Source organism: Bacillus sp. V59.32b, from assembly GCF_003429085.1.
Taxonomy (GTDB): domain Bacteria; phylum Bacillota; class Bacilli; order Bacillales; family DSM-1321; genus Peribacillus.
The window spans coordinates 1-20,684 of sequence record NZ_QVTC01000089.1 but is presented as its reverse complement, the minus strand read 5'-3'; the positions used below and the strand labels follow the sequence as shown (position 1 = coordinate 20,684).

17 protein-coding genes are annotated in these 20,684 nt (G+C 41.7%); all 17 read right to left on the bottom strand.

What is annotated here, in order from left to right:
* Positions 1 to 7: 7 nt before the first annotated feature.
* Complete coding sequence (gene ftsH, locus D0463_RS17260) at positions 8 to 2,074, bottom strand: ATP-dependent zinc metalloprotease FtsH (RefSeq protein ID WP_117308613.1); 2,067 nt, start codon at positions 2,072 to 2,074, stop codon at positions 8 to 10.
* 117 nt (positions 2,075 to 2,191) lie between these two features.
* Entirely contained in the window at positions 2,192 to 2,734 is a 543-nt protein-coding gene (gene hpt, locus D0463_RS17255; protein WP_117308628.1) for a hypoxanthine phosphoribosyltransferase, read from the bottom strand.
* 31 nt (positions 2,735 to 2,765) lie between these two features.
* Complete coding sequence (gene tilS / locus D0463_RS17250; protein WP_117308612.1) at positions 2,766 to 4,160, bottom strand: tRNA lysidine(34) synthetase TilS; 1,395 nt, start codon at positions 4,158 to 4,160, stop codon at positions 2,766 to 2,768.
* Positions 4,161 to 4,266: 106 nt separating this feature from the next.
* On the bottom strand, positions 4,267 to 5,259 hold the full coding sequence (locus D0463_RS17245) for a protein kinase domain-containing protein (RefSeq protein ID WP_117308627.1): 993 nt from the start codon (positions 5,257 to 5,259) through the stop codon (positions 4,267 to 4,269).
* The gene (locus D0463_RS17240; protein ID WP_117308611.1) at positions 5,228 to 5,965 is read right to left on the bottom strand and encodes a vWA domain-containing protein; all 738 of its coding nucleotides are present in this window, start codon (positions 5,963 to 5,965) and stop codon (positions 5,228 to 5,230) included. The genes D0463_RS17245 and D0463_RS17240 overlap by 32 nt, the downstream gene beginning before the upstream one ends.
* Before the next feature lie 63 nt (positions 5,966 to 6,028).
* Complete coding sequence (gene spoIIE / locus D0463_RS17235; protein ID WP_117308610.1) at positions 6,029 to 8,500, bottom strand: stage II sporulation protein E; 2,472 nt, start codon at positions 8,498 to 8,500, stop codon at positions 6,029 to 6,031.
* 904 nt (positions 8,501 to 9,404) lie between these two features.
* Positions 9,405 to 9,857, bottom strand: a complete 453-nt coding sequence (locus D0463_RS17225; protein ID WP_117308608.1) for a S1 domain-containing RNA-binding protein — start codon at positions 9,855 to 9,857, stop codon at positions 9,405 to 9,407.
* A 77-nt stretch (positions 9,858 to 9,934) separates the two neighbouring features.
* Positions 9,935 to 10,321, bottom strand: a complete 387-nt coding sequence (locus tag D0463_RS17220; RefSeq protein WP_117308607.1) for an FtsB family cell division protein — start codon at positions 10,319 to 10,321, stop codon at positions 9,935 to 9,937.
* Between the two features lie 11 nt (positions 10,322 to 10,332).
* Positions 10,333 to 10,965 carry a spore cortex biosynthesis protein YabQ gene (yabQ, locus tag D0463_RS17215; RefSeq protein ID WP_117308606.1) on the bottom strand — a complete coding sequence of 211 codons (633 nt, stop codon included), beginning with the start codon at positions 10,963 to 10,965 and terminating at the stop codon, positions 10,333 to 10,335.
* Entirely contained in the window at positions 10,962 to 11,270 is a 309-nt protein-coding gene (gene yabP / locus D0463_RS17210) for a sporulation protein YabP (protein WP_117308605.1), read from the bottom strand. Before yabP ends, yabQ begins: the two co-directional genes overlap by 4 nt.
* A gap of 66 nt (positions 11,271 to 11,336) precedes the next feature.
* Positions 11,337 to 11,609 carry an RNA-binding S4 domain-containing protein gene (locus tag D0463_RS17205; RefSeq protein ID WP_117308626.1) on the bottom strand — a complete coding sequence of 91 codons (273 nt, stop codon included), beginning with the start codon at positions 11,607 to 11,609 and terminating at the stop codon, positions 11,337 to 11,339.
* A gap of 22 nt (positions 11,610 to 11,631) precedes the next feature.
* Complete coding sequence (yabN, locus tag D0463_RS17200; RefSeq protein ID WP_254052844.1) at positions 11,632 to 13,107, bottom strand: bifunctional methyltransferase/pyrophosphohydrolase YabN; 1,476 nt, start codon at positions 13,105 to 13,107, stop codon at positions 11,632 to 11,634.
* 113 nt (positions 13,108 to 13,220) lie between these two features.
* Positions 13,221 to 14,819, bottom strand: a complete 1,599-nt coding sequence (locus D0463_RS17195; protein WP_117308603.1) for a putative polysaccharide biosynthesis protein — start codon at positions 14,817 to 14,819, stop codon at positions 13,221 to 13,223.
* A 124-nt stretch (positions 14,820 to 14,943) separates the two neighbouring features.
* The gene (spoVT, locus tag D0463_RS17190) at positions 14,944 to 15,480 is read right to left on the bottom strand and encodes a stage V sporulation protein T (protein ID WP_117308602.1); all 537 of its coding nucleotides are present in this window, start codon (positions 15,478 to 15,480) and stop codon (positions 14,944 to 14,946) included.
* A gap of 196 nt (positions 15,481 to 15,676) precedes the next feature.
* A complete protein-coding gene (mfd, locus tag D0463_RS17185) occupies positions 15,677 to 19,213 on the bottom strand; it encodes a transcription-repair coupling factor (protein ID WP_117308601.1) in 3,537 nt (1,178 codons plus the stop codon).
* Positions 19,214 to 19,424: 211 nt separating this feature from the next.
* The gene (gene fin, locus D0463_RS17180) at positions 19,425 to 19,655 is read right to left on the bottom strand and encodes an anti-sigma-F factor Fin (RefSeq protein ID WP_117308600.1); all 231 of its coding nucleotides are present in this window, start codon (positions 19,653 to 19,655) and stop codon (positions 19,425 to 19,427) included.
* Between the two features lie 97 nt (positions 19,656 to 19,752).
* Complete coding sequence (pth, locus tag D0463_RS17175) at positions 19,753 to 20,313, bottom strand: aminoacyl-tRNA hydrolase (RefSeq protein WP_117308599.1); 561 nt, start codon at positions 20,311 to 20,313, stop codon at positions 19,753 to 19,755.
* Positions 20,314 to 20,684 lie beyond the last annotated feature (371 nt).

Genomic DNA, 20,684 nt, shown 5'->3' with positions numbered 1-20,684 from the left:
ACAAACGTTACTCTTTATTTTTTCTATCGTCTTCATTCGGGAAGGATAGAGGTTTATCCTGCGGATGTCCTTCTTCTATACCCGGAGTGTTAGTTTCTTCATCCCTTACTTCCAACGGATCAGGATTTCTTTCATCCAAAGGCTTAAGAAGGGCTTCTTTTTCTTCTTTCTTGGATTGAATCGTCACCTTTACGTCATCATCGCCATCTATTCTACCGTTGAGAGCCGTATAATCACGCTCCGGCAATTTACCGTGTTCAAATAGACTCTTTATTTGTTCCGCATCTAAAGTTTCAATCTCTAGTAAGGTTTTCGCGATAGTCTCAAGCTGTTCTCTATGTTCAATGATGATTTTCTTGGCACGTTCATACGATTCCTTGATAATGCGCTGGATTTCCAAGTCGATTTCATAGGCGATAGCATCTGAATAGTTTTGGTCATTGTTAAAATCACGGCCTAAAAATACCTGGCCTTGTGTTTGGCCGAATTGAAGCGGTCCAAGCTTATCGCTCATTCCGTATTCGGTTACCATGCTTCTCGCGATACCTGTTGCACGCTGGAAGTCATTGTGGGCTCCCGTACTCACTTCGCCAAAAACAACATCTTCAGCGACGCGGCCGCCTAGAAGTCCTGCAATTTTATCGAGAAGTTCCGGTTTTGTCATAAAGAAACGGTCTTCCTTCGGAAGCATGACAGCATATCCGCCAGCCTGCCCGCGGGGAACAATGGTCACTTTATGGACTATTTCGGCATCATCTAATACTAAACCGATAATGGTATGCCCGGCTTCATGAAAGGCAACGATATTCCGTTCTTTTTTGGAAATAACCCGACTTTTCTTGGCTGGACCGGCAATGACTCGATCCGAGGCCTCATCCAAATCGGACATATCAATTTTCTTTTTATCTTGGCGGGCAGCTACAAGCGCCGCTTCATTCAATAGGTTTTCAAGGTCTGCACCGGAAAAGCCTGGTGTACGCTGCGCAATTGCCTTTAAGTCAACACCGTCACTCAATGGCTTATTACGTGCGTGAACCTTAAGTACTGCTTCACGGCCTTTAACATCTGGGCGTCCAACCGTAATTTGACGGTCGAAACGGCCTGGTCGGAGCAATGCCGGGTCAAGAATATCAGCACGGTTTGTAGCGGCAATGATGATAATTCCTTCATTTCCACCAAAACCGTCCATCTCTACAAGCAATTGGTTAAGCGTTTGTTCGCGCTCATCATGGCCCCCACCTAAACCGGCTCCACGCTGGCGTCCAACCGCATCAATCTCATCAATAAAGATAATACACGGAGCATTTTTCTTCGCATTTTCAAACAAATCACGTACGCGGGATGCCCCAACCCCGACAAACATTTCAACAAAGTCGGAACCGCTGATTGAGAAGAACGGTGTGCCCGCTTCCCCGGCTACCGCTCGCGCCAGCAAGGTTTTACCCGTACCTGGAGGTCCTACAAGAAGGACACCCTTTGGTATGCGTGCACCGAGCTCGGCGAATTTGCGCGGATCCTTCAGGAATTCAACAACTTCAACCAATTCCTGTTTTTCCTCATCCGCACCGGCGACGTCTTTAAAACGAACTTTTTTCTTTTCGTCGTTGTAAAGCTTTGCCTTGCTTTTTCCGAAGTTCATGACACGGCCGCCGCCGCCTTGAGCCTGGTTAAGCAGGAAAAAGAAAAGAATGAAGATGATGACAAACGGGATGATGGCCGTGAAGAATGATACCCAGCCATTTGTCTCTTTTGCCGGCAATACTTCTGCAGCATTGTCCACCTTGTTTTCAGCGACGGCCTGGTCGAGACGCTCCTGGGTTGCCTCGCTATATGTTACATACGTCAGGAAATACTGGTTTTCCTCATAATCATCCAACTGTCCCCTGATCTCGTAAACACCGCGTTCAGGCTGCTGAGTTAATGATTTAACCTCCCCATTTTCCAAGTGTTCAAAGAATTGGTCCTGGGTTATATCCACAGTTGGCTCATTGTTATTATTAAAAATGCTTACAATACCAATGATCACCAAAAAGATAAGTAAATAAAATATGGTATTACGGAAGATCCGATTCATCCCTTGTCTCCTCTCACGATAAAACAAACTATAGTAAATCTTATCATAGAAAATAATTGTATTACAATAAATTAACACCCATGGAATATATCAGATAAACATTAATGAGAAAGCGGCTTATTTACCTGAGTAAATCTCAGGTTTCAATACACCGATGTATGGAAGGTTGCGATATCTTTCCGCATAGTCGAGCCCGTAGCCTACCACAAATTCATCAGGCACAACGAACGCTGTATAATCGGGTTTTATATCTGCTTTCCTTCCCGTTGGCTTATCGAGCAGCGTCACAATTTTAATCGACTTTGCTTTTCTATAACGAAATAATTCCACTAAATAGCTCAGCGTTAAACCACTATCGATGATATCTTCAATAATTAAGATGTCCCGGCCTTCCACTGAAGTATCCAAGTCTTTAATAATTTTTACCTCACCGGAAGATACGGTAGAATTTCCATAGCTTGATACATCCATGAAATCCATTTCCAGGTGGGAATCAATCCGTTTTAATAAATCAGCCATAAATGGCATGGCGCCTTTTAAAACACCAATCGCAAGCGGGAAACGGTTTTTGTATTCGTTTCCCAACTGATTCGCGAGCTCTTTGATGGCTTTCTGGATTTCTTCCTCCGTTATTAATACTTTTTCAATGTCATTCTGCATGGTCATTGTGATTGATTTCCCCCTAGAAGAATTAAGCTTGCTTATATTTTAAATAAATTAAACACTGTTCATTAAGGTGCTCTGTCAGTTCGTGTTTCGACTTTTTTAATCCCGGGAGCCATAGAATCTCTTCCCTTTGATTGACGACAACGGGCCAATCATTACGTTCTGACATCGCAATTTTTTCATTAATGAAAATATCCTTTAGTTTTTTTGAGCCATCCAAGCCTTTTACAGACATTCTGTCTCCATTCTTCCTCGTACGGATTGTAAGCGGGAGATCAGCTTCGGCTGCTGCAATGATAAAGGAATGATTTCCCTCCGACTCAGGGATTTCTCCATTTATATATTGCGCTTTAATTTTATATCCATTCGGAAGAATAATCTCACCGGGAATTTGAAGTGAAAACGTGTAACCCGGGCTGGATTTTTGAAAGAATCGAAAGACACCTGTACCATAAGATTTTTCCACAATCAGCCCGTCCGGAAGATGGAATTCAGCGGATGGTTGAGGATTAAAAAACAAAGCTAAAATATGATCAATATGTAATGCTGAAAGCGATGAAGGCCTTTCTATATAAAGATATTCTAATATTAGTTGAATGGCTCTTCTTTGTAAAGGTTTTGGCATTGCCATTAATGATTCCATGTGTATGGACGCCCCGTCCTTTTGCTTCCGGATCCAGATCTTTTCTAAATGTTTAGCCGCGAGTTCCAGCAAATAAGCCTCATCCTCAAAAAGTTCCTCGCTGAAGCGCTGATAATGTTCATGTGTTTTCGGATTTTCTTTTTTCAAAAATGGAAGTACCGATAAGCGAAAACGATTCCGAACATAGACACCCTTTTCATTGCTTGGATCCATTCTCGGTGTCAACGCGTTTTGCTTGGCGTATTCCATAATTTCATCCTTGCTCACAGCAAGGAATGGCCGTATGAGAAAACCGCCATGAAAATTCCTTTTTACCGGTATGCCTGCTCTTGCCATTCCCGATGCTCCGCGTGTTGTCCTCATCAGCATCGTTTCGATTTGGTCATCTCCATGATGACCTAAAACCAAACCAGATAATCGGTATGTATCCATTACTTCTTTAAAGAAAGCGTAACGAAGCTTTCTTGCGGCATTTTGTGTACTTTCACCAGTGCGGTTTATATACTCCGTAACATTTATCCTTTTTCCTTGAAAAGGTATCTGCCATTCCTTACATACCTTTTCCACAAATAAATAATCCTGATAGGACTCATCTCCCCTGAACATGTGGTCGACATGGGCAGCTACAAGCTCCAATTCAAGTTCTTCACTTATCGAATGAAGAAAGTGAAGCAAGACAAGCGAATCCGGTCCCCCGCTTACTCCGACAAGAAGCTTGGATTTCTCTGGGATTAAGTTATGTTTATCCATATAGTCAAGGATCTTTTTTCTGAACATAGTATCTTCCTTCTGTTCTTTGGGATGGCTAAGCTTACATGAATGCCTGTCCCTATATTACGTTCCAGAATTAAAATGGTTTCATCATTAAATCTCCTTAACTATATCATAAGAGCTGTCCATAAATGTAGAGCATATACAGCATTGAAACAATCGTCACTAATACGACCGTTTCGATCATGCTTCCTTTGCGCTTTTTCAAACTCTTTTTATTGTTACTTCGCGTCTTCCTGGTTTGGCTTGTTGCTGAAAGATTGCCTGAAGGCGTTGATTTCGGGGCCTGTTTTTTAGTGGATTGCCTGTTTAGGATCCCGATCAGATCGTGTCGCATCTCATCTGCTGAAGAATATTTACCTAAAAGAGCTTTTTCGATTATTGCTTTATAAGGTGTTAATTCTTTCTTTTGCCTAACCAAGTCTTTAAGCTGTGTATACCCTTCTCCATTTTTGGAAAAACGCGTCGGGTAAGACGAATTAATCATAATCATGGCAACGGCAAATAAATCATATTCGGGATCAGCCCTTCTTGAACCCATTCCCCAATATCCTCTGTCAAAAAACTCAGTGAACTCTTTGACGGACCTTCCAACTAACGTTGTTCCTCCTACATCAATACAACGTATTTTATAGGCGGGGAGGGTAACAATTAAATTTTCAGGCTTTAAATCTCCAAACACCCAGCCTTGTTTATGTAAAATAGATAGACTGGATAGCAGCTGGAGCATCAAAACGCCGATCCATGCCTGACCGTTATTTTGAATGAAAGGGAGATAACTTTCGCCCTTTATATATTCCATTACATAAAATGGCATCATTTTACCATTTTTCACATAATCATCGGCTTCCATAAAAGAAGGTCCAAGGATGGATCCTTGGACCTTGGAAAAGGCTTTAAGAATATTCATCTCCGACATTATGGATACACCATTGTCACTAAGCTTTAACGCCACGTATTGCCGGTTGTTCTCAGCCAGATAGACAATTCCGTTTGCGCCGCAGCCTAATTCTTTAATGATTTTATAATCGTTTTTATTCCATTTCCCCGTAATGATGGTGCCGGGAAGAACGTTACACTGATTCCTCAAAGTATTGTTCATCATCATCTGATAACAATCCCCTTAATGAGCGTTTTTTATTGAAGCAATCGAGAGCTTCATTAATGGCCGGTCCTGTTGGAGTGATACCGCCAGTCGTGAGTTTTGGGAAAATTTTTGTCAGCACTTCAAGTTTTGGAGTCCAATCGAGCAGTTTTTCGACATCCTTCTTTTTCCCGGGAAATACAAACACAGAAAACTGATTATCCCCCATCCTGGCATTCATGCTTAAGGACAGGTCCAAAAGCGCATCCTTTACCGTAGGAAGCTTGTGCTTCATACTCGCGCTTGTATCGACAAGTACCAGCACTTCTAATTGACTCGTTTCACCGAGTTCGTCCACGACCTCCATTACTTCTCCACGTTTTTCCGGCGGAAGGTCTTCCATTTTTACAGAGTTCCCTAATATTTGTTGCAGTTCTTTATTAACAACTCCCTGAATCGTCTGAGTCATAGCTTTCTTCGTCACCATCTGCACGGTTTGGGACAGCGCTTGAGAATAAACAATTTGGCTTACCCCTCCCCCCGATAGAGCGATAGATTCAATTTCCTTCATGCCGCTCTCATCAATTACGTCATTTTCCATGACTCCGATCACGTTAACAGTTATGCCTTGCTCCCGGGCTAGTGCCGCTACTGCAGCCGGGTCCTCTCCCTGGTTTGAACAGCCATCGGTTATAAGTAAGATTTGACGCAGTGTTCCTGGTTTCATAACAATCTCCCCTTACATTTTGGTGTTACCATCCTTAACCAAAAGGGGAGAATTTATACGGGATTATGCTCTTTTTCGGAAGGCATTGACCGGGATTGATGCCCACTTTGGAGTGTTATGCTCTATTTTTGCAATAACAATCGTCATATCATCATCTATCATCCCCCTTGACCGGATAACCTCTTCTAAAAAGATATCTGCTATTTCCTGGGGATCATCGGTCTGCAATTCCTTTATCTTTCGTTTCATCCAAAAGTCAAAATTCTCAACATGTTTCGGCGCTTCGAAAATCCCATCACTCATCATAATCAGCAGATCGCCGGCTTTTAACTCCTCCGAGACGACATCTACGTCAAATTCTTGAATGATTCCGATAGGAAGATTACTGGATTCAATTTTTATTACCTTATCGCCTCTTTTAATGAAGCTCGGGGTCGAACATATTTTGAGAAACTTCGCTTTTGCATCCTGTAAATCGATCATTGCCAAATCAAGGGTGGAAAAAATTTCATCCGTAGTTCGCAAAGACAATACAGAGTTCACCGATTTAATCGCAATTTTTTCTTCTATTCCCGATAGTAAAAATTTTTGCAGCAGCTTCAGTGTTTCCGTGCTTTCGAAATGGGCCCTTTCTCCATTCCCCATTCCATCACTGATGGCTAACGCATACTTGCCGCAGCCAATTTCCATCGTGGTGAAACTATCTCCTGATACAAGCCCTCCTCCCTTGGCCGCATGAGCCACCCCTGTTTCTACGGTATACTTTTTCGCGGATCTGAATACAGCATGACATTGTCCACTAGGGTAGGCAGCACATTCTTCTGAATGTACCACGATTGTTTCTCCCACTATATCTGAAAGCATCGGCGCTATAAGTTTTTCTGACTCTCCTCTTCCATGACAATACGGGATACTCATCTCAATATCGATATTTCCCTGTTCGAGGTTATAAATTTCTACATGTCCAATATGTAAGCCGAAGTCTTGGATCGCCTCTAAAATTTGTTCCTCCTGGAGGTGGTGGTTCTGTCTCTCCCGCTGAATCTCCTTTGCAAAATCGTCCATGACGGCCGACACGCCCCGAAGTTGGTCCGCGACTAATTTCCTGCTTTCCTTCACTTGCTTTTTCAAATTTTGGTTGGCCTGATAATACATTAATTCTTGCGAAATGGCCGCAATCACTTGCGGACTCCGGGAACAATATTTTCCCCACTCTCTGGCCGTGTTCGGCGGAAGCTGGCCATCGTTTTCATAGAGCTGGTGCATGATTTCCTGCATACTAGCGTATGTTGTATCAAAATTATTGGACCAGCACTGTTCTTTTTTAAAGCACATTTGACAGGTCTTTTCCGTAACATTGCTCAGGAAATAGTCTAATTCTTTTTCATCCTCGTCCACTTGGCCCCGTTCATCTATTTGTGAAAAGCTATTCGATAATGCTTCGAACACACTTGAAAATTGGGTAACCCTTTGCGCGGTTACATCCCTCATTCTCCTCATATATTGTTGTTGTTCGTTGGAATGCTCCGATGTTCCCGGGATATGTCTGGCAACATTACCGATGATCGAAGAAGGTGTTAACAGAAAAAGCATGATTGAACATAGAGATTCATACATGGTAAGCATGATATTGTTCGAACCTTCTCCGTATAAGCCGATTAAAAGGGTAGCAATCAAAAGGCCAAACGAAACCCCAATCTTTTTGCCTTCTTTTAAAAGCCCGCCAAGCAGCCCCGAAAAGGCAAGCAGGCTCATCTGATAGAGGCTTGTGACACTAGCGAGGCTGAAAATTAAGCCCGTGACGACACCAACCGTGGAACCGATCGCTGCTCCACCAGCCAGCCCGAATAACAGGACTAGGTACCTGGATAATATATGTTCTAAGGATAGGTCATAGATAGTCCATCCAATCGTTCCGGTCATAACCGACGCAAGTAAAATGATGATACTTATAATTTCTTCCGTTTTTAATGCCTGCGTTTTTTTTCTAACTGACAAAAGCGGGAGGCATTGAATGAAGATCAGCGTTAAAATCATCGCCAGGCCTGCCTCCACTCCTATCATCATCCCATCATATATTTGAATGCTGCGTGCACTGATATATTGCTCTGCTAAATTGACAAGGACAAGCGAAACAAACACATAGATGGACATCGTTTTAAATTGTCCCTCCAGCCCCGGTTTTTTCACTTTATATATGAGCATCAAGAGAAAGGCGGATATAAAGACCGTAATGGCGTTTAAATAATGTACCGTAATCGCTCCCGCTATTAGCCCAACCAATGCGACAGGTGCCTTATCACGTCGCATCATGTATACGGCTGCAAAAAATGGCAGGCCAAATGGAGCAAGTTGAGAAAGAATTAGAGCTCGTCCCAGTAAGAAACCGATGATCAACAGTACAAATCCCTTTCTCAAAAAAACATCTTCTGCCTTCGTTTGAAGATGATTGAACCAATTGATCGCATCTGTTTTGGCATTCTGTAACTGAACATCGGCCATGGGCTCTATTACATTTCGTTCAATCTTTTCCATTGGAAACACTCCCATTTCAATTAGTTGTGTTTCATTATAAATAGCGACTGTTTATAATTTTGTCACAATCTTGTAAATGCAAATATGAAAAGTTCGACTAATTTCTTTCCAATTACGCATAACTGAACAGATTTCTAAAGAAAATAAGAGGAATGATTGTGTAAGCAAGTATCGTATGGATAAGAAAAGGAGATTTTTTATCTTTTTTTTGTGGATAAAAGGTGGAATACATAAATTAAACTTTCTGGACGACAAAATATTAAAATTACGGTTGACAATTAATTCTGCCTGGCAATACAAGATTTATTGCGCGGCGGCTAGAGCATAAGGTTTAACCGTGAGGTCATTGGTCCCACCCGCCGCTATCTATGTCATTTTCTATTGAAAAGCCATGCGACAATACCGATCAGTAGTGCGACAACCATTAATCCAAAACCTAAAACAATAAAGGGCAGCACATAAAAAATTCCAAAAAACAAAGTTCCTGCGGTGAGTATGCAAACGCCTATTACATAAATGATGAGTGGCCCAAGTTGCGAAGAAGTAAATCCATGCCTGTGAGCAAGAAAAAGCCACAACAAAAAGAGCAAGAATAAAGCAATCACATAATAAATCAGATACACCTCCTTTTTTAAAAGGCAGCTTTCTTCATATATATTGACATCTCACTCTTTGCAGACCTAAAGAAAAGCGCAAGCGCCCTGTAAAAGGAACATCGCCTAAGGCCGCACGTCCTGCGGTGACATCGGCACAAATCACGTCCTATATGTCGTAGCTGGACAGCCATCAAGTTGTAAAAGTTACACTTAGCACTAAAAGAAGGCAGACTCCCGGGAGTCTGCCTTTATCTATCATATAAATTTTTCAAATGAAAAAATGGCTATACCTTTATTTCAGCAGCAGGTTATCCGCGTCTTCCTCCTCTGCCTCCCCGTTTTGTTTCGGTACTGCGCTTGAGAGAGGTTAAACGTTCTTCACTATCTTTTAAGAAACGAGCCATCTTTTGATCGAAGTTTTCCTTCGGCTGGAAATTCCCCTTCGAGCGGAAATCTTTAGAACGGCTGTCGTTCCCTCTTCCCTGACGTGGGCGCCCGGAATAAGATTGTTGTTGTCCTTCCGGTTTGTCTACAGCTTTCTTGATAGACAAGCCAATTTTGCCGTCTTTCTCAACATTAATGACTTTCACTTCTACCTGGTCGCCGACTTTAAGATGATCGTTAATATCTTTTACATAATTGTCAGCCACTTCACTGATATGAACAAGCCCAGTTGAACCTTCCGGCAATTCAACGAACGCTCCAAAATTTGTAATGCCTGTTACTTTCCCTTGTAACTTGCTGCCTACTTCGATTGACATAAAAAAAATGTTCCTCCTTAGAAATTTAGAAATCACTTACATTATATTATAACGAAAGGAAAAAAACAGTGTCAATATTAGTCACTGTCTTCCTTTTTTTTAGGCAGGTTAAAAATAATTTCCCCTTTATCAGACAAAAAGTAATCCCGTCTGGCCAATTTCGCTATATATTCGTCATCGTTCAATTTGGTGATTTCCTCTTTTAAAAGCTCTTCGTTCTTTTCAAGCTTCGCCAGCTTGGTTTGTAATTGCTCTTTCTTATGTTCTTTTTCCTTCAAAGTAGCCGCTTGTGTTAGGAGAGTGGAAACAGCCAGGATAGAAAGGACAAAAGCACAAACCGCGTAGAAAGTCAGCCGGCGTCTTAAGCCGCGCTTCTTTTTTTCAACAGATTGTACTTTTCTTTCTTGTTGAAAGACATAAGAGGATTCGATTTGTGTCACTTTCTTTTTCCTGACGCTGCCCATTTTACCACTCCTTAATCAGATTTGTTTCTCCATTTCGCTACTATGCTCTTAATAACATTCTTGAATCTATAAAGAAATCCTGTAAGCTTCTTATAAAATTTTTCGACATTTTTCGTTACAAATTGTGGGGAATAGCTCCAAATTCCTTTTAGTATCCAGCCAAAAGGGCGTATCGCCATTCCTAATACTGATTGTATCATCTTTACAAGAAGCCCGAACAGTGCATAAATACCTTTTCCGAGACTAACCAATAGAAAAAAAATACTAGCTATTACCCATTTTATCGGATGAAAAATGAGAGTTTGAAATGATTTTGCAATAAAATTTGAAGTCGCGACGATAAAATGGATCATCGACTCCAAAAATTTGTTGAACAAACCCTTAAGTAGCGCTTGATAGGCGGAAAAACCGCATAAAAGAGCGAGAAATAAATAAAACCGCAATTCTCCTTCATTCACCAAAAATAACACATAGAAAATTAGCAAGCCCTGAGCGACCCAAAATAGGAAATCATTCGCGAAGACGATCCAGCTTTTTCTCTTTGATCTCTTTAAAAAGCGATTGTACGTATCAAGGGCAGCTCCAAAGTAACTGCCCATGCCAATCATCGCTATCAGAGTATAAAACTGTACGGATAACGTCATTTGAATAATTTGCCAAAGAAGCCTTTAGCCTTTTCTCCCGAATGATCGTCCAAGTAAATCAAATCAAAAATTTTGCCTTTGATAGAAACGATTCCTTTGTCTACGTCCAGGTTTTTCATTTGCAGGTTTTGTCCGCGGATTGATAAAAAGCCCATCACCGTTTCTAAAAGGAATTCTTCATTATCAAAGCTCTCCACTTGCTTAACACCGGTTATTTCCAATAAACGGCGTCCCCTCATCACCACATCATGTTCCTGAACTGTAGCCTTTGTACTGTTTTGTGCCGGGTCAAAATATTGGCTCATCTTCATCCCTCACATTAACACATTTTGTAGAAGTATATGTGTCCGCTCGAAAATTAGAACAAGCCCTTACAGGCGATTCTCCTCAGCCATGTTTTCTTCTTTAAGAACAGTGTACATATCAGCCGCTTCTTCTTTTTTGGTTGTATCCTGGATTCGATTGATGACAACCGTTACTTTTTTCTGGCCGAACTGCACGGACAATTCATCACCGACCTTCACCACTGAGCTTGCTTTCGCCTGTTGGCCATTAATGTATACTCTTCCTTTATCCGCTACTTCTTTTGCAAGGGTACGGCGCTTAATTAAGCGGGAAACCTTTAAAAATTTATCAAGTCGCATGGACATATTTCTTCCTCCCTAATCAATATCCCTTGGCTTTTGCCTCTTCCCAAAAATGATCCAATTCCTCCAGTGTATAATCACTGAAAGGTTTATCGCTTTGTTTAACAAGGGATTCAATGTATGTAAATCGGTTATAAAATTTTCGGTTTGTTGCGTTCATCGCTTCCTCTGCCTGGATTCCATAGAATCTGGATACATTTACAAGCGCAAAGAAAAGATCACCCAGCTCATTTTTAATATCTTCTGTGTTATGTTGCTTATTAAACTCGATTTCGAGTTCTGATACCTCTTCTTTAACCTTATCCCAGGCACCGGAAACATCTTTCCAATCAAAACCGACATTAGCCGCCCGTTTTTGCAGCTCAAATCCACGAATGAGGCTTGGTAAAGATTTGCCGACACCATCAAGCAATGATTTCTCCGTATTTCCTTCCTCCGCCCTCTCTTCCGCTTTAATTCTTTGCCAATTATCCAATACGTCCTCCGTACCTTCTACCTGTACACTGCCAAATACATGCGGATGGCGGCGGACCATTTTTGCCGATATTCCCTCAATTACATCATCGACTGTAAACATGCCTTCGTCTTCTGCTATTTGGGAATGAAGCATAACCTGCAATAAAACATCGCCCAGTTCACCAATCATCCCGTCATCATCTTCTTCATCTATTGCATCAATTAATTCATAAGCTTCCTCTATTAAATAAGGCTTTAGGCTTTTATGCGTTTGTTTCTTATCCCACGGGCAGCCGTTTGGGCTCCTCAACACAGCAATAATCTCTCTTAATTTAGAAAATTCTTTGTACCGATAAGTCTCATTTTCAACCGGTGGGACATACACGCTTGTTAAGTTGCTCAATTCTTCCATCTGCCGATCCAATTCATACAGATCAACTTTTTTTATTACCTCTTCCTTGCTGCCCGCAGCTTTGACAATATATACTTCATGATCATCAGGTAGTTTCTCCATCAAAGTCAGCTTTACATCCGAGGCAACAAAAGAATCGTAAACCTGTCCGATAATCATGTGTTGATTTGTATGCAGATCATCCTTTGACAGTGCAGTTCCATCCAATAATTGAAACCCGTCAATGGGATCAATTTTTAACGCCTTGAACAGCGCATCAAGAAAGCTTTGTCCACCTTCTATCTTTATCGAAATATCCCGTCCCGGTCCTTTCTCCAATAATAACTGTACCGTTTTCTCCGCAACCATCGGGTGTCCCGGAACCGCGTAAATGACAGGCTCTCGTTCCGCTCTGCTGAGCAAGGTTTCTGAAATGTCTTCATACACCTTCTCAAACCTTTCATGCTTTTCATATATATGATCAAAGCTCTCGAAGAGGACTCCTTCAGCGCTTAATTCATCTATAACCGGATGATCGATTGTGCGCACGAGGCAGAGGGATGCCTGCTTTAGTCTCTTATAAATCCCCAATGGAAGCTGATCCAAATCACCGGCTCCAAGGCCAAGGATTGTAATTTCACTTTTCACCGTTGCAATCGCTCCTTTCATGTTCAGTTTAAAGAAAACTCGCCGATTGGCGAGCCTTAAAGGCGGAGATTAGGCATGGTTGCCCTGATGCAAATAAGAAAGTTTATCCATTCCTATCTGTAAAGAAATTTAACCAATTTGGTTCCTACCGGGAGCATTTCTAATTCACGGCGAGTAAACATTCCTCTGCGAAGGATGACCGCTACAAATATACATCCTCCTAATAACACTCCGCTCAAAGCTTGAAAAGCTGCCAGTATTCTGTTTGAAGGCATATCCTCAAAGACTTGATTGATAGCCCCGTTAAAGCCCCACACTAATACGCCCATTAAAATAGTGGCTTGAAGGAGTATCAGCAGCTGCTGTTTATCAAATAATGGCTGTTTGAGATGTTTTTTTAGTACAGCAAAAAAAAGAAGGGACATTACAAAAAATGAGATGACCGTAGCGTAGGATGCCCCCATAATAAGAGAATGGGGAACGAGCACTAGATTTAATAGCCATTTTAACGCGATCCCAGTGACAACGATTAAAATCGTTTCAAGATTATGCCCTAGGCTTTGTAATATCGAAGCTTCGGCCATGATCACGGACGTAAAAATGATTGAAACAGATAATACCGCTAATTCGGCACTTCCTTGATTGTCTGTAAAAAGCATATAATTCGCAGGCTCCATAATGCAAATAAGGCCGACAGCCGCGGCTGCCCCTATCATCAGGCTGATTAAAAGTACCATTTTAATGATAGAAATCATTTCGCTTCTCTTCTTTTGTTGAACATAGCCTGAAAGCAACGGGACAAGTGACAAAGCAATGGAATTGGAGACAACGGTTCCGAGCTGAATAAGTGGCTGCCCGCGATCGTACACACCTTTCCATTCCTTGGCCGCGATTTCCCCTAACCCACCTTTTCTTAAAAGCATGTACAAATTCATCGAATCTACAAGCTGCATCAAAACCAGAATCAAACTTGCGATACAAAAGGAAAGACCTTGCCATAACAAAATCCTGGTAATCACGGGAAAAGTCTTTGCTCCGAACTTGGACTGCCGCACTCTTTTCCAGTCTTTTCGTAGCCCTACAAATGATACAAGTACAAGCACAGCTGTCACTCCGCCGGCTATTGAACCAAATGCCGCACCTGCACCAACGACATACAATGAATATCCTTGCTGCATCAGCACAAATGAAAACACGAGAATGGTACTTATTCTCACGATTTGCTCAAAAATTTGGGAAGCAGCTGTTGGAAGCATATTATGAAATCCTTGATAATAGCCCCTGACTACCGAGATAAATGGCATGAGCAAAAAGGAAAAGGCTATAATCTGGATAAGATCAGCAAGCTCAGGATCCCTCATCTGCCCTGCAATAAAGTCTGCGCCAAAGTATAAGCCTCCAAAAAGCAATAAACCAACCAGACTCAGGATAACAAAAGAAGTAAGCATGATTTCTTTAATCGTTAATCTCGATGAATGTCTTTCGGCAATTAACTTTGAAATGATCATCGGAAAACCAAAGGTAGAAAAAGCAACAGCAATCCCATAAAAAGGGTATACCTGTTGGTATATATAAAATCCGATATCACCCGTGATATTCTGATAAGGGATTCTGTAGGCCGCGCTGAGAACTTTGATAAGAATAGCTGCAAATGTTAGGAGTAAAGCCCCCTCAAACAGCTTTTTTGATAGATGTTCAGGCTTCTCAGCCATTGACTTTCCCCTTCCTGACTCTTATGTTGTGGTTGTATTATAACATAACACGAGAGGCAGCCTGGCGCTGCCTCTCATTATTAAACGTATGTAAGCCGGGCCCCTGACCCGTCTTTTTTCTTCTTTATGATTCCATTTGTCTTGCCAAAAATCCTGCTGCCGTTTCAACTGCTTTTTGCTCAACCTCGCCGACCGTTGCTTCTTTAGAATAAATGACGACCGCTCCAATCGGGTCTCCATTCGCAATGATCGGTCCGATTGTATAGGATTGAACATCTTCTTCGTTTCCGTCCACTAAGGCAATGCTCCCTTTTTGGGTTTCAAGCAAAGAATGACGATCTTCCATCGATTTTTCCACTAAATCACTAATACTTTTATTGAGATAATCTTTTTTGGAACCTCCTGCCATCGCGATATAAGTGTCACGATCGCAAATTAACACCGGATTGCCCAGACTATCATATAAAGCTTCTGCATACTCTTTTGCAAAATCACCTAATTCACTGATAGGGGAATATTTTTTTAGGATTACTTCTCCATCTCTGTCCACAAAAATCTCTAATGGATCTCCTTCTCGGATACGAAGGGTTCTGCGGATTTCTTTAGGAATAACCACTCTACCTAAATCATCAATTCGGCGAACAATACCAGTTGCTTTCATCTTGTGTTGCCTCACTTTCATCTCATTGATTTTTTGGGGTGACGATTTCACCATTTTAAAAACCATTACCATGCTTGCACTTAGTATTTTTTCATATGGAAAGTTCTATACATTTTGATTGAATTTTTCTTTCTTTTGGTGTTCTTCCCATCAAAGGCAGACAAAAGCAAAAAAGCTTCACAGTAAATCAGAACAATTATGCTGTGGTTTGATTCTCATGTTTTACGTGCTGTAGACCTTTTACAAGCTCATTCAGTACATGAAGCCACTTTTCTGCTTCTGTGCCTTTTGTGTGCAAAACAAGCTTCATTCTTCCAGCTTCCATACCAAAACCGACCATACGCCCATACTTTGAACCTAATTGAAAAACCTTCTGTCCATCAATCGTGCTGCTTTCTTTTTCCGAGATGAGAATCGAGATATCCTGTTTTGCCTGTTTAATGCTTTCAATACCTGCCTGAATAGCAAAGATTTTCGTCTCTGCAATCGTTAATAAATAGGTAACCTCATCCGGATATTCTCCAAAACGGTCAAGCATTTCTTCCTGCAATTCCTCGAGTTCCTCAAGAGACGCAACTCCCCTGAACCTTTTGTATATCTCAATTTTTTGATGCCCGTCGGAAATATAAGAGTCAGGAATGTAGGCATCTACATCCAGGTCGATTTCCAGTTGTGGTTCTTTATCTATAGGTTTATCGTTCTTCCGGACTTCCACTGCTTCTTTCAGCATTTGTGAGTATAGATCAAAGCCCACAGAATCGATAAATCCATGTTGCTGTGCTCCCAACAAATTTCCCGCCCCGCGAATCGATAAATCACGCATCGCAATTTTGAATCCTGAACCTAACTCAGTGAATTCCTTTATGGACTGAAGCCTCTTTTCAGCCACTTCTGTAAGGACCTTGTCCTTGCGATAAGTAAAGTAGGCATAGGCAACTCGATTGGAGCGGCCTACCCGTCCACGAAGTTGATAAAGCTGCGAGAGCCCCATTCTATCCGCTTCATGCACGATTAGTGTATTCACATTTGGAATATCTACACCGGTTTCGATAATCGTAGTGCTGACTAAGACATCGTATTCCCCATCCAGAAAACCAAACATAACAGATTCCAGCTCTTGCTCGGTCATTTGCCCATGGGCAAAGGTAACACGCGCATCCGGCACCAACATGGAAATTTCTTCTGCTTTTCTTGCTATATCCTCTACCCTGTTATATAGAAAGTAAACCTGTCCGTCTCGAGCTAATTCTCTTTCAATGGCTTCTCTTACCAGTCCGCCGTTATATTCCATAACATATGTTTGCACCGGAAAGCGATTCTCCGGAGGGGTTTCGATTACAGATAAATCTCTTACTCCAAGCATCGACATATGCAGTGTTCGCGGAATCGGCGTTGCCGTTAAAGTTAAAACATCCACATTTGTTTTCAGCTTTTTTATTTTTTCCTTATGGGTTACTCCAAACCGCTGTTCTTCATCAATAATCAGCAAACCGAGATCGCGATATTGAATATCCTTTGACAAAAGCCTGTGAGTTCCCACAACAATATCCACCGTGCCAGCCTTTAGTCCTTTAGTCGTTTCCGTCTGCTGCTTTTTAGAACGAAAACGGCTCAAAAGTCCAATGGTGATCGGGAAGTCCTGGAATCTTTCCCTTAACGTTTCATAATGTTGTTGCGCCAAAATGGTTGTCGGGACCAAAAAGGCGACTTGCTTGCCATCCATAATTGCCTTAAAGGCCGCCCTGATGGCCACTTCCGTCTTACCGTAGCCCACATCCCCACAAAGAAGGCGATCCATCGGCCGCTCGCGTTCCATGTCTTTTTTTATTTCGTTGATGGAACGTAATTGATCTTCTGTTTCATTATAAGCAAATGCCACTTCAAACTCTCTTTGCATATCGCCATCCGGAGAAAAGGCATAGCCTTTTGCTGCTTCACGCTCAGCATATAATTTAATCAAATCATCAGCAATATCTTCGACAGACGATTGTACCTTGCTTTTAACCCGTTTCCATTCACTGCCGCCCATTTTATAAAGCTTCGGTTCTTTTCCTTCAGATCCGACATATTTTTGAACGAGATCGATTTGGTCAACAGGGACGTACAATTTATCGTCACCCTGATAACGAATTTGAAGATAATCTTTATGGACATTATTAATACTAAGCGTCTCAATTCCAAGGTACTTGCCAATCCCATGATTGACATGAACTACATAGTCCCCGACCTTAAGCTCCGAATAGCTTTTTATTCTCTCTGCATTGGTGAGTTTTTGCCTTCGGATAGACTTTTTCGTCCGCTTATTAAATAATTCCTGTTCGGTAATCACAGCGAGTTTTTGCATGGGCAGCTCGAAACCATTATTTAAATTCCCTTTAAGGATTTGGATTTTACCTGGAAGGATACTGCTGCTTTCTTCATCAAGCTCCGCCGCTTCTATTTCATAGTCATCTAACACCCTGTTCAGCTTTTTCACTCTTTCTTCATCAGGACCGAGGATAACAACAGCAAATTTGCTTTTTTTCCAACGCTCGACCTCAGATTTGAACACATGCATCTGTCCATGGAAGTTCTGCATCTGCTTGGATGTCAAATTCAAGATATTCTGCGGATTGGTATGCGGCACATGCCGTAAAAACAAGGATAAATATACAAAAGGTCGGCTGGATCCCACAATTAGTTCCGGGAGCTTATTCGATAATCGGATATCGTGAATAATCCGCCCTTCACTCAGAAGATCGGTATGCCACTGGGCTTCTTCTTTTTCGAGCGATTCACTCATCTCTTGAATTCGGCTGATTTCATCTAGTATGACAATCCCGTTTGCCGGCAGGTAATCTATTAAACTAGCCGGTTTTTCATAAGCCAGCCCTAAGTATTTAGATATTTGTTCGGGTACAGACCCGTTCTGGAGCTGCTCCAATTCGAAACCAATCGTTTGAACCATTTGCTCTTTTGCTTTCTCATCCTTTAATTTCTTTAAACTTCTAGCAAGCCCTTTTTCAAGGTTATCAATAATACTTTCAACATGTCTTGGTTCCAGCAAGGCTTCTGTCATCGGACCAATAAGGACGGTTGAAAGCTTTTTGACGGAACGCTGATCTTCTATGGAAAAGGTTCTGATTGAATCGATTTCTGTGTCGAATAACTCGATTCGAACCGGATTGTTTTCTGTTATTGGATATACATCGATAATGCCGCCCCTTACACTAAATTCACCCGGGGTCGAAACCATTTCTGTTCTTTGATACCCCATTGATATAAACGTATTAAGGGTCTCTTCCAAATCAAGGTCATCGCCAACCTTAAAGACTGATTGGTAGTTTTTCCAAACATCTTTTGGCGGCAACAGCTTACGAAGCCCTGAAATCGGTACAATGACAATCCCTTTCACTCCACTGGACCAGTAATTCAAAGCCTCTATACGCTGAGCCCGGAGTTCTGGACTCGCTACGCTCAGCTCTGCGGCTATAAGCTCGTTAGCTGGATATATATATAATTCCTCTTCAGGCAAAAAGCCGGATAAATCCTCATGAAATTTTTGAGCCTGTAAAAGATTATGTGTAACTAATAAAATAGGCCTTTTTGTCTCTTCATATACCGAGGCAATGAGCATCGATCTCGAGGAACCGGATAACCCGGCCACCAGTTGTTCTCTCAGTCCTTCATCAATGCCTGTGATCACTGACTGCACATCATCTTGTCTTGAAAACAAGCTCTGCAATCCATCCATGTTTGTACCTCCTCTCACTTAACAAGTCACGTAATCTTTCATGTCCAAACGTCGTGACCTTCCAATAAAATTAAATAAAGAAAACTCGCCGACTGGCGAGCCTTTCAAGGCGAAGAAAAGGCGTAGTTAGTTGCACTTATGCAGATAGGAAGTTTATTAACTTATCTGCCAAACGGAAAAAACGCTTTGGTTCTACCAAAGCTTCCTCCGTTTAATGGATAATATAATCATTTTCGTGTAAATCGGGATTTCTTTGCAATGATTCGTGGCAGTCTTCACATATCGCTTTCACATGGATGTCTCCAGCAGAATCATAGACAATCATGTCTTGCCGATCTTCATTATTAAGGTGATTAAATCCTAACTGCTCTGAATTCAGTGTTTGTTTCTGGAGCGTTCCAATCTTTGTACCACAATGCCGGCAATGATAATGGAGAGCCATTCCTTAACCCCCTATTCGCGCTTAATATTTTTAGTATAAACCGAAATAGGAGAGTCTTATTCATGGCATCAGGGAATATTTATTTATCACTTAAGCATTATTGATTGTGTTCATTCATTACTTGTAAAAATGGTTTCCTTGTCCAATCTTCGCAAGCTTCCGCACATTTTTCAATGACTTTGCTCATCGTTTCCCACTCTTCCTTCATAAAGCGGCCCAGCACATAATCAATCACCGGAATTCTTCCGACAGGACGTCCAATGCCAATACGTATCCGGTTAAATTCCTGGGTGCCAAGATGGGCGATTGTAGATTTAATTCCATTATGTCCGCCGGCACTGCCTTTTTGACGCAGACGGATTCTTCCAACCGGCAAATCTAAATCATCATATAAAACAACGATATCCTCTAGCTCCGCTTTGAAGAAATTCATAACGGCCGCGATTGATTCACCCGAGAGATTCATATACGTCAACGGTTTAAGCAGCAGTACTTTTTCACCGTTCACCGTGCCAATTCCGTAGATGCCTTTATGCTTTGCTTGATCTAGGGGGATCGCCCATTTTTTTGATAACTCATCAATTACCTCAAAGCCGATGTTATGCCTCGTTTGTTCATATTGTTTTCCCGGGTTTCCTAAACCAACGAAAATCTTCATTGTCCACACTCCGTCTATCCAAAAATCGTACTCTTTTTTCCATTTTAAAACAAGCGGCTCAAGACCCATATAAAAAAAGCGGATGCGCCCTGTAAGTAAGGAACATCGACTAAAGTCTGCCACATCGTTATGTCTTACGTCGAGCCCCTTTTTAAAAAGGAAGAACGACTAATACCGCCACGTCCTTATGTCTTCGTCGACGCAAGTCACGTCCTGTACGTCGTAGTGATACATAGTCAAAATTAGAAAAGTATACTTTCTTTATCTTTAAGGCTCTGTTAAACGATAATGTTGTTATTGGGAAGGGAATCTGCGAGACTCCTCGAAAATGCATACGCATTTTCTCGTGCGGTGTCTATTCAAGGATGATG